The sequence below is a fragment of the Hoylesella oralis ATCC 33269 genome (assembly GCF_000185145.2).
Lineage (GTDB): Bacteria > Bacteroidota > Bacteroidia > Bacteroidales > Bacteroidaceae > Prevotella > Prevotella phocaeensis.
The window spans coordinates 380,664-392,755 of record NZ_GL833119.1; the positions used below are offsets into that span (position 1 = coordinate 380,664).

The 12,092-nt window shown below is 45.4% G+C and carries 8 protein-coding genes; all 8 read left to right on the top strand.

The window, feature by feature from the left end:
* The first annotated feature begins 375 nt into the window (after positions 1–375).
* The 8 genes from rnr (at position 376) to HMPREF0663_RS04340 (ending at position 12,081) form a co-directional block, all read left to right on the top strand.
* Positions 376–2,571 carry a ribonuclease R gene (gene rnr / locus HMPREF0663_RS04300; protein WP_004369012.1) on the top strand — a complete coding sequence of 732 codons (2,196 nt, stop codon included), beginning with the start codon at positions 376–378 and terminating at the stop codon, positions 2,569–2,571.
* Complete coding sequence (locus tag HMPREF0663_RS04305) at positions 2,568–3,320, top strand: MBL fold metallo-hydrolase (protein WP_004369013.1); 753 nt, start codon at positions 2,568–2,570, stop codon at positions 3,318–3,320. Before rnr ends, HMPREF0663_RS04305 begins: the two co-directional genes overlap by 4 nt.
* A gap of 53 nt (positions 3,321–3,373) precedes the next feature.
* Positions 3,374–4,759 carry a Gfo/Idh/MocA family protein gene (locus tag HMPREF0663_RS04310; protein ID WP_004369014.1) on the top strand — a complete coding sequence of 462 codons (1,386 nt, stop codon included), beginning with the start codon at positions 3,374–3,376 and terminating at the stop codon, positions 4,757–4,759.
* A gap of 193 nt (positions 4,760–4,952) precedes the next feature.
* Entirely contained in the window at positions 4,953–5,603 is a 651-nt protein-coding gene (gene trhA, locus HMPREF0663_RS04315; protein WP_004369015.1) for a PAQR family membrane homeostasis protein TrhA, read from the top strand.
* Between the two features lie 835 nt (positions 5,604–6,438).
* A complete protein-coding gene (locus HMPREF0663_RS04325) occupies positions 6,439–8,280 on the top strand; it encodes an ABC transporter ATP-binding protein (protein ID WP_004369020.1) in 1,842 nt (613 codons plus the stop codon).
* A 29-nt stretch (positions 8,281–8,309) separates the two neighbouring features.
* Positions 8,310–10,283: an LTA synthase family protein gene (locus HMPREF0663_RS04330; RefSeq protein ID WP_004369021.1), complete on the top strand. Its 1,974-nt coding sequence runs from the start codon at positions 8,310–8,312 to the stop codon at positions 10,281–10,283.
* 35 nt (positions 10,284–10,318) lie between these two features.
* Positions 10,319–11,290, top strand: coding sequence for a lysophospholipid acyltransferase family protein (locus HMPREF0663_RS04335; protein ID WP_004369022.1), 972 nt, complete (start codon positions 10,319–10,321; stop codon positions 11,288–11,290).
* A complete protein-coding gene (locus HMPREF0663_RS04340; protein ID WP_004369023.1) occupies positions 11,287–12,081 on the top strand; it encodes an alpha-1,2-fucosyltransferase in 795 nt (264 codons plus the stop codon). The genes HMPREF0663_RS04335 and HMPREF0663_RS04340 overlap by 4 nt, the downstream gene beginning before the upstream one ends.
* Positions 12,082–12,092 lie beyond the last annotated feature (11 nt).

The window sequence follows — 12,092 nt, forward strand, 5'->3', positions numbered from 1 at the left end:
GTTAGTGTAATTCATGGGATTGGCAAAATAAAAAGCCATTTTATTTCCGTTCCTCGCATCATGCGGCTGTTGCATTTCCGGTCTCTTTTTGCACCGCATCGTATGTAATGCGAAGATAAGAAATAACTCTGTCGCCGGTACGCCTACGGTCTAAGCCGCATAAAATATCCGTTTAAACGGTTTAGGTGTATCATCTGTCCGCTTTAGAGTACCTGTCTAAGTCCCCCATCTCCAAAAACTCTCGCTATCGCCCTTACCGTACATCCTTCTTTTCTGTCCGCCCCTCTCTTTCCGAAAATGCAAAATATTTGTAACAAAAGGGCCGATTGTCGAATATATTTTGTTAATTTGCCACTGTAAATTAAATATGTTATTATGGGAAAAGGACACAAAGGCGGCAAACGCATGTCGAAGAAACAACTATCGGAGAGGCTCGAGAGCTTCTTTACTTCGCAACCCGACAAGACTTTTTCGTTCAAAGAAATCTTTCGAACACTACATTTAGATACGCATCCCCTTAAAATGCTCGCCATTGATACGATGGAAGAAATGGCATGGGACGACTTCCTGACGAAAGTAACCGACACTTCATACCGCCTCAACCAAAAAGGGCAGGTGCAAGAGGGCACATTCCTACGCAAGTCGAACGGCAAAAACTCGTTCATTCCCGATGGGGGCGGCACGCCTATCTTCGTATCCGAACGCAATTCAATGTATGCTCTAAACGGCGATCATGTACGGGTTTCTTTCATGGCACGGCGCCAGAAGCACATCAAGGAGGCGCAGGTAATCGAGATATTGGAGCGGAAACGCGATACTTTCGTGGGCAAATTACGCGTGGAAAAAGATATTGCATTCCTCGTAACACCCCAAGAAATCTATGTTCACGATATCATTATTCCCAAGAATAAGCTAAAAGGAGGAAAGACAGACGACAAGGCTGTGGTAAAAATATCGCAATGGCCCGACGACAGACATAAGAACATCGTGGGCTATGTGGTAGATGTGCTCGGCGCGAGCGGTGATAACGATGTAGAAATGAACACCATCTTGGCACAGTATAACTTGCCCTATAGGTATCCGAAGGCCGTTGAAGAGGCGGCAGAGCATATATCCGGCGAAATTACGGAGCACGACTTGCAGGAACGGGAGGACTTCCGTGGCACATGGACATGCACAATAGATCCGCATGATGCCAAGGATTTCGACGATGCCCTGTCCATCAAGCAGCTCGACAAGAGCCTTTGGCAGGTGGGAGTACATATAGCCGACGTGTCTCACTACGTTACCGAAGGCTCCATCATCGATAAAGAAGCCATGAAACGTGCCACCTCTGTCTACCTCGTAGACCGCACTATTCCCATGTTGCCCGAACGTCTGTGTAACTTTATTTGTTCGCTTCGGCCCAACGAGGATAAACTCTGTTACAGCGTGATATTCAATCTTGACGATGAAGCCGATATAAAGAGCTGCCGTATAGTGCACACCGTCATCCAAAGTAAGCGCCGTTATGCTTACGAAGAAGTCCAACAACTGCTCGAAGACAATGGGGTTATCGACGGTACAGGGCAGCCCGCGCCGCCTGAACCCAAGGGTGGATACAAGGGAGAATATGCCCGCGAGATTATTACACTCGACAGATTGGCCAAGAAGTTGCGCTCGCGACGCTTCAAAAACGGTGCGGTGAAGTTCGATTCAGAGGAACTCCATTTCGACGTGGACGATAAAGGAAAGCCCACACGTTGCTATTTCAAACGCTCGAAAGACGCGAATAAGCTCATCGAAGAGTTCATGTTACTGGCCAATAAGACCGTTGCAGAGAGCGTAGGCAAGGTAAAGAAGGGTAAAAAAGCCAAGACCTTGCCTTATCGTGTGCACGATAATCCCGATCCGCAAAAGCTGGAAACGCTCCGTGAGTTTATCGTCAAATTCGGTTACAAGCTGAAAACAGCCGGCACAAAGGGCCAAACGGCACGCTCGCTCAATAAACTTATGGACGACAGCGAGGGCAAGAACGAGCAGAAACTCATTCAGACGATCGCCTTGCGTGCCATGATGAAGGCAAAATACAGCACGCACAATATCGGGCACTTCGGCCTTGCATTCGATTATTATACCCACTTTACCAGTCCTATCCGTCGCTATCCCGACACATTGGTGCACCGTTTGCTTACGCGATATGCCGAAGGTGGCAGAAGCGCCAATGCCAAATATTACGAAGAGTTGTGCGAACATTGCTCGGAAATGGAACAGGTTGCACAGAATGCAGAGCGCGACTCTATCAAATACAAGATGGTTGAATTCATGGGAGATCGACTTGGAGAGGAGTTCGATGCCCATATCAGCGGCATTACAAGTTACGGTATCTATTGCGAGATAGACGAAAATCATTGCGAAGGCATGGTACCTATGCGCGATCTCGATGATGACTATTACGATTTCGATGAGCGTAATTACTGCTTGGTAGGCCGGCGCAGGCACCATAAATACCAACTCGGCGATGCCATCCGCATACAAGTAGCCAAGGCAAATCTTGAGAAGAAGCAGCTCGACTTTACCATTGTGGAATGAAACAGCTTATTTGCATCGCAGCTTGTCTGACGGTTTTGGTCTTGAATACAGGCTCCTGCTCTTCGAAAGAGGCACAGGAGGGCATCGACACATATACCCTTCCCAATGGCAAGAAACTTGTGGTAACGCCGATAAAGCATGCCAGTTTGCAACTTAATTACGACGGATGGGAGTTCGAAATCGATCCCGTAAGCAGTGCGGTGCGCCCGATTATCGACTACACCGATAAGCCCAAGGCCGATTTCATCCTCGTTACGCACGAACATTACGACCACTTCGACATGAACGCCATCCATCTCTTGACCAAAAACAGCACCAACCTGTTGCTTAATCAGCGGTGCTTCGACCATTACAAGAAGGGCATTGTGATACGCAATGGGGAGAAAGCAGAGCTGACAGACAGTATCACTCTCTATGCCGTACCGGCCTACAACCGCTCGAAAAACCGTGCCGAACTTCACCCGAAAGGACGCGATAACGGTTACATACTCGATTTGGAAGGCTATCGTATCTATATTGCAGGCTCCACAGAGTTCGTTCCGGAGATGAAAGACATCAAGGATATCGACATCGCTTTTATGCCCTGCGACAAATACAAGACCATGACATTGGCGCAATTTCGCAAAGCAGCGAAGACAATACGCCCGAAAATTCTCTATCCCTACCACATGCACACCACCGATCCCAAACAAATACTCAAGGTAACCAGCGGTCTCGGCATCGACGTGAGGATAAGAGACCTAAGATAATCGCACGGCCTTCTATGAATAAATACATTTTTTAATCTCATAATAATTATAACATGAAACGAACAACATTACTATTTAGTCTTATTTTCTGCATAACCTGTTCGGTTTATGCACAAGTTATCAAACCGATAAAAACCGATGTACCGGCACGACCTGCAGGACAAACCGACGTTATACAGCTCACCTCGCCCAAAATGAACGTAGTAAGAGTAGGCTTTGTAGGTTTGGGTATGCGCGGCCCGGGCGCTGTAGACCGCTGGTGCCATATACCGGGAACGGAAATAAAAGCACTGTGCGACGTTGAAGCTGACCGCGTAGAGCAGGCGCAGAAGATACTCGAACGCAACGGGCGAAAGCGTGCTACGGCTTATAGCGGCAGCACCGAAGCTTATAAAAAGATGTGTGAACGCAAAGATATAGATATTATTTACATTATTACAGATTGGGTGCATCACGTGCCGATTGCACTCTACGCCATGAACCACGGCAAACACGTAGCCATAGAAGTGCCGGCTGCCACCAACATGCACGACATCTGGGCGCTGATAAACACCTCTGAACGTACGCGAAAGCATTGTATCATGCTCGAAAACTGTGTGTACGATTTCTTCGAACTCGCCGCTCTGAACATGGCACAGCAAGGACTTTTCGGCGAAGTGCTGCACGTAGAAGGCTCCTATTTGCATAACCTTGACGATTATTGGGATATGTATTGGGACAATTGGCGCTTGGACTTTAACCGAAAGAACCGCGGTGATGTGTACCCGACTCATGGGATCGGGCCAGATTGTCAGGTGCTCAACATTCATCGCGGCGACCGTATGAAATACCTTGTGGCCATGGATACCAAAGCTGTAAACGGCCCCAAACACGTTCAGAAGTCCACCGGCAAGCCTTGTAACGACTTCCAAAACGGCGATCAAACATCGACTATGATTAGAACAGAGAACGGAAAGACCATGCTTATACAACATAATGTGATGACGCCCCGCCCGTATAGCCGCATGTACCAGATAGTAGGAACCGACGGTTATGCCAGTAAATATCCCATAGAGGAACTGTGTTTCCGCACTGAACAGCTGAATAGCAGCGGAACAGCAAACTATCAAGACCTGAATGCACACGCTGCAGTGCCGGAAAAGGTAAGGAACGAGCTGCTTAACAAGTACACTCCGCCCTTCGTAAAGGAGCTCGAAGCCACTGCAAAGCAGGTTGGAGGGCACGGAGGAATGGATTATATCATGGACTACCGACTGGTGTATTGCCTGCGTAACGGCCTTCCGTTAGACATGGATGTCTATGACATGGCCGAATGGTGTTGCCTTGGCGAGCTTACCCGTATTTCCTTGGAGAACAATTCGGCGCCTGTAGCTATACCGGACTTTACCCGTGGTGCATGGAACCGCGTCAAAGGTTTCAGTTATCAGTTCGCCAAATAGCAACCGAAGCAATAATATATCACCGGAAATCAAAATATTCAATCGGGATATATCTATCCGCAATATCCTGTTCACCGTCTTTATCAGGAATATGCATCACAACAAAATCGAAATAAAATAAGACGAACGGCTTTTATCATCACGACATTAATAATGCTTACAACAAATATATCGGCACAATAGCCTCCTAAGAATGAAGATACACTTCTCGCATAAAGAAGAGTTATGGAACTCGTGGTCGCACGCCGGAGGTATTGCCTTGGGCGTAGTGTTCGGCACTATATTCCTCGTATGGTGCGCACGCAGGGGTAATGGATGGGCCACTGCAGCGGTTATTCTCTACCTTTTCGGCATGATATGTTCGTATGCGGCTTCTACCATTTACCATGCCTTGTCTGCCTATTCCAAATGGAAAGAGCGGCTGCGCAAGTGGGATCATGCCGCTATTTACTGGCATATTGCCGGCTCTTATTCGCCTATAACGCTCATAGCCCTGCGAAACGAGGGCTATTGGGGGTGGAGTCTTTTCATCTTTGTGTGGCTTTGTGCAGTGGTAGGCACTGTGTCCAGCTTCCGTAAACTGAAAGATCACAGCAACATAGAGACATTCTGTTTCATCGGCATGGGCCTTAGCGTGCTGATAGCTTTTAAACCTTTGATCAATAGCCTGTCTACTGCGGCCTTCGTGTGGATAGTTGCAGAGGGCGTGGCTTATATTACCGGTGCCGTTTTCTATAGCCTCAACAAACGACGATACATGCATACGGTGTTCCATTTCTTCGTGCTTATGGGCTCTGTATGCCATATCATCGCCGTGTGGGATATACTGATGGAGTGGCTATAGGGCCCGAGGACTTTCCTTCCCCCCTCTTTCGGAGGGGGGAAGAGATGAGGGATGAAAGAATAAGGATGAGGGTTTGATGGCTATGCTGCAGCGGATTAACTTGTTTAAGTACTTCAAATAACTTTACAAGAGATGAGGGACGAAAGAATAAGGATGAGGGTTTGATGGCTATGCTGCAGCGGATTAACTTGTTTAAGCACTTCAAATAACTTTACAAAATAGGTTGCACGTCTTTTACACACTGCAAATCTGACGTTTAATCGTATCTCCAAGATTAAAAATACACGGGCGTTATATTCTGCATAAACAATCTGTTTATCCTTGTTAAATGCACGATTTGTCATCGATAAAGATGCCGTTTATCACCGGCAGATAATAAATGCACTTTTTAAAAAATAGCGATATATATCGCGTTTCAAAAGAACACAAGCAAGCCAAATCTCTATGATACGGTCATTAAACCCATTACTATTCATCCATTCTTTATTCAAATATAAGCTAAATACATACGGCACATAATACTCAAGATTTAACTCTGCTTCTATTGGAGAAGCGGAAAAATGATAATCTTTTCATCGCTCATTATTTATATATTCACCCTTTTTCGAGCCCTTTTCTGCCGAAGAGGCGAAGAAAAAGGTATATATACGTCTGCAACAGCTTACACACAGAACTCTTTTCTATAAACTCTTCTTTTACAAACTTATATGCCAAGCAATAACATAAAAAAGTGTTTATTTATTTTGTGTTATATTCTATTTACGTTACCTTTGCAGGAAGACAAACTGAAAACCAATAATTTAAAGGTTCGTGTATTCTGTTTTTTAGCATCAGTATGAAGGAATTTCTACAAGTGTTGCGCCGTTTTGTGCCGCCATACAAGAAATATTTAGTGCTTTCGGTTATATTCAATATCCTTTCGGCAGTATTGAATATCTTCTCGTTTGCCACATTGATCCCCATTCTCAACATACTTTTCCAGACCGAGGAAGCCCAAAAGGCCGTAACATTCATGCCGTGGAGCAGCATCGATTCGATGGAAGACCTGACCGAGGTGGTAACAAATAATTTTAATTATTATGTGTACGAACTTATTACATCGGTAGGGCCAACCACTTCGCTGCTCATTATAGGACTGACACTCGCCTTTATGACCATGCTTAAAACGGGGGCCTACTTCCTTTCTTCGGCATCGATCATACCGATACGCACAGGCGTGGTGCGTGATATTCGCAACCAACTCTATCAGAAAATAAACTCTCTGTCGCTGGGATTCTTCTCTGAAGAGCGCAAAGGAGATATCATTGCGCGCATGAGCGGGGACGTTCAAGAGATAGAAAACTCCATTATGGCATCGCTCGATATGCTGTTTAAGAACCCTATCCTTATCATAGCCTACTTTACAACATTGGTTGTAGTGTCGTGGCAGCTTACGCTTTTCACGATTGTCTTCGTGCCCCTCTTCGGATGGTTCATGGGTTATGTGGGACGAAAGCTCAAGCAGAACTCCATTAAGGCGCAGGCCTTGTGGAGCGACACCATGAGCCAAGTGGAAGAAACCCTTGGAGGCTTGCGCATTATCAAGGCATTCTGCGCCGAAGAGAAGATGAATGCACGGTTCGATAAAATAAACAGTGCCTATCGTAACGATATCATACGTGTGAACATAAGGCAGCAACTGGCCCACCCGATGAGCGAGTTTCTCGGCACTGTAATGATCGTTATCGTGCTTTGGTTCGGCGGTGTACTGGTATTGAAAAACCAAGTTTTGCAAGGTCCTACGTTCATCTTCTACCTCGTAATGCTCTATTCGATCATCAATCCCCTTAAAGAATTCTCGAAAGCAGGGTATAACATTCCCAAAGGGTTGGCCTCTATGGAGCGCGTAGACAGGATACTAAAGGCCGAAGTAGCTATCAAAGAGGCCGACAACCCCGTACACATAAAGAGTTTCGAACGCGAAATAGAGTTCCGAAATGTATCGTTCAAGTACGCCGACCAATGGGTATTGCGCAACATCAACCTCAAGATACGCAAGGGAGAAAACGTGGCTATCGTCGGTCAAAGCGGCTCGGGCAAGTCTACATTGGTAGATTTAATACCGCGATACTACGATGTACAGGAAGGAGAAGTGCTGATCGACGGCATCAACGTAAAGGACTTGGGCGTACACGACTTGCGCCAACTCATAGGAAATGTCAATCAAGAAGCCATACTCTTTAACGATACGTTCTACAACAATATCACCTTCGGCGTAGACAATGCCTCTCGCGAGGAGGTAGAGCAGGCAGCCCGTATCGCCAATGCCTATGATTTCATCATGGAATCGGAACATGGATTCGACACGAACATAGGCGATCGCGGAAACAGACTGTCGGGCGGCCAGCGACAGCGCGTAAGCATAGCCCGCGCAATTCTCAAAAATCCGCCGATATTGATACTTGATGAGGCTACCAGTGCACTCGACACGGAGAGTGAAAGGCTGGTTCAAGATGCCTTAGAGAAGCTCATGAATACCCGTACCACCGTGGCCATCGCCCATCGGTTGTCTACGATAAAAAACTCCGATGAGATATGTGTGCTCCACGAAGGACGCATCGTGGAACGCGGCACCCACGAAGAATTACTGCAAACCGATGGTTATTACAAGAAACTGAACGATATGCAATCGCTATAAATCAACACTTAAACAGATACACCAAGGTTATGAAGAAGAATAAAATAAATATTCTCGATACCCCGTTCGCGCCGTTTATCGCACTTATCATCAACCTGTTCATTGCTTTTGCACTGTACATAATAGCGCGAATTGAGTTTCTATTGGAAAATTACAGCTACTTTAGCACCGACATGTCTATCGGGCATCTGCTGAAGTTGTTCGGAGGAGGCTATATGTTCGACCGTTCAGCGATCGTATATACCAACAGTCTCTACATTGTAATGATGCTCTTCCCGTTATGGTTGAAAGAAACACCTGCATATCATAAGATTTGCAAGTGGGTATTCGTGGTGGTTAATTCTATTACATTGGTTATCAATCTCTGCGACTCGGTATATTTTCCCTATACGTTGCGCCGCACTACGACAAGCGTATTTAGCGAATTTAAGAACGAAAACAATCTTGCAGACGTGTTCTGGGGCGAACTTATCGTTCATTGGTACTTGGTATTGCTCGCTGCGATCCTTATTTTCCTTATGTGGAAGTTATATGTAACGCCCAAAGTGCGCAGCTCTCTCTTTCACACCGCTAAGCAACGTATCTTGTACAGCGTGCTGCTTTTTGTACTGCTTGCTGCCATTACCCCGCTCGGAGTGGGAGCCTGTCGCGGCGGACTGGGTACAGGAATACGTCCGATTACCATCAGTAATGCAAATCAATATGCAGACCGTCCCACAGAGTGTGCCTTGGTACTGAATACGCCTTTTGCCCTTATACGTACCATAGGCAAGGATGTGTTTACCGTACCCGACTATTATAAGAGCGAAAAAGAGCTGTCTTCTGTCTTTACGCCTATACATCATCCCCAACCCACACATGCTTTTAAGAAGAAAAACGTAGTGGTTTTGATTGTCGAGAGCTTCGGACGTGAGTATATAGGAGCGCTGAATAAGGAACTCGAAGGCGGAAAATACAAAGGCTATACGCCGAATGTAGACAAGCTGATCAGCCAAAGTGCCACCTACAAATATTCTTACTGCAACGGTCGGAAAAGCATCGACGGTATGCCATCCGTACTGTGCGGCATACCTATGTTCGTAGAACCATTCGTATTGACGCCGCAATCGATGAACACATATACCAGTATGGCGGGCATACTTGCTAAGGAAGGTTATCATACAGCATTCTTCCATGGAGCCAATCGTGGCAGTATGGGATTTCTTGCCTTTGCCAATAAGACTGGTTTTCAGCAATATTACGGGCGACAAGACTACGACGCAGATCCGCGATTTGGCGGAGACGACGACTTCGACGGGCATTGGGGAATATGGGATGAGCCCTTCTTACAATATTATTGTACTAAGATGAGCGAAATGAAACAACCGTTTATGACCGCTGTATTTACAGTTACTTCCCATACACCTTATATTATTCCCGATAAGTATAAGGATGTATTCCCCGAAGAAGGCATTATAATGCACAAATGTATACGGTATACCGACATGGCCATAGGCAAATTCTTCGAGAAGGCAGCCCTTCAACCGTGGTTCAAGAACACTATATTCGTGTTGACAAGTGATCATACCAACCTTAGCGACCACGCACAATACCAAACAGACATAGGAGGATTTTGCTCACCCATCGTTATTTTCGATCCGAGTGGTGAGGTTAAAGCAGGTATGCGCAACGGTATAGCCCAACAAATAGATATTCTACCGACGGTACTCAGTATTCTCGGCTACGGAAAACCGTTCCTTTCTTTCGGTTGCGACCTCATGACGACACCGATGGAAGAGACGTATGCCGTGAATTATCTTAACGGAATATACCAGTATGTGAAGTATGGATACGTGCTACAATTCGATGGTAAGAAGACCAAAGCTGTCTATTCGCTGAAAGATTTGCTGATGAAACACGACTTAAAAGGCAAAGTCAAGGAGCAAGCACAGATGGAAAAGGAGGTCAAGGCCATTATTCAACAGTACATGTACCGCATGGTCAACGATAAACTAATGCCCTGACATCAGGGATAAAGCATCTTCATATCCGCAACAGCATGAAAGTATTATACAGTCTTTTGTTCGGTATTTGGTATCTGTTATCACTATTTCCTCTTCGAATACTCTATATCTTTTCAGATATATTGTACTTGATAGTCTGCTATATCGTGCGCTATAGGCATCGTATTATTTGGAAAAATCTCTGTGAATCGCTCCCTGAAAAGCCGGAAAAAGAATTGCGTAAGATTGAAAAAGGGTTCTACCACTGGTTCTGTGACTACATTGTAGAGACGATAAAACTAATGACTATGAGTTCCAAACAACTGAAAAAGCACATTATCTTTACGGGAACGGAACAAATAGACCGCTATGTAGAGCAAGAACTTTCGTGTGCTATCTATCTTGGACATTATGGCGAGTGGGAATGGATCACCTCTTTACCCCTATGGATCGGCAAAAAAGCGCAATGTATGCAGATATATCATCCGCTTGAGAATAAGCATTTCGACGATTTATTTAAATATGTAAGGGAGCGACAAGGGGCACTTTGCGTGCCTATGGCAGAGACCTTACGCCGCGTGGTGGCCTATCAACAGAAGAAACAGCCCATTGTTATGGGTTATATATCCGACCAAGTACCCTTCTGGAACAACATCCACCACTGGTACAACTTCCTTCATCACGACACACCTGTATTGACCGGAAGCGAAAAAGTTATAAAAGTAGCCAATCAAGTTACCTTTTATGGCGACGTATCTCGTATAAAACGCGGTTATTACCGCTGCGAAATACGGCTGTTGACAGACAATCCGAAATCAGTACCCGACTATGGCATCACCGACATGTATTTCGAAGAACTCGAGAAGACCATTCGCCGAGATCCATCACTTTACCTATGGAGCCACAACAGATGGAAACGTACGCACGAAGAATATAACATGCGTTACGACAAGACCACGGGAAGAGTTGACTTAGGCAGTCTTGAAGAAATCGAAAAAAGGAAAAAACATCAAGCACATACCACATGATTTTAGTAAAAGGATACGGCCAGATGTGCAACAACATCCTACAGTTTGCTCATCTGTATGCATTCGGTAGGGAATACGGAATAAAGGTTATTTCGATGCGTTTTTCCTATAAATTCCGCTATTTTGCCGTATGTAAGAAATGGTATCATAACCCATTGACGTATTTTATAGGAAAGCTGCTGGTGTCAGCTCATGTGATCGACTGCATTACAGAAGACAACACGCCGGCCACAGACCGCCGACTACGCGAAACGAAACTGATAGCTTGCAGTGCTTGGGGATGCAGATATCCGGCTTTATTCCAAAAATATCGCGAAGAAATCAGGCAACTTTTCGAAATTAAACCGACAATCAAAGAGAAAATAAGCATAAAGATGGCGGCCCATCCACATGCGGACATCAGTCTCGGACTGCACATCCGTCGAGGTGATTACCGCTATTGGCAGGGAGGAAAATACTTCTTCGACGACAATGTATATCACAAAATCATCAAACAGTTTTGCGCCCTGCATACCGGAAAAACAATCAACATCTATATTTGTACCAACGATCAAAAACTCAATATCGACGATTTCAGAGCCATTCATCCCACAACTTACCTCTCTAACGGCAGCGGAATAGAAGATTTGCAGCTACTTGCATCGTGCGATTATATAATAGGTGTGAAGAGCACTTTCTCGCTTTGGGCCTCCTTTTACAATAATGTACCCCTCTATTGGATTATGGATAAGGACGCTCCATTGACAATTGGCGCATTTACACACTTCAATAATGTCTACACTTCCGTATAAACTATTGCAAT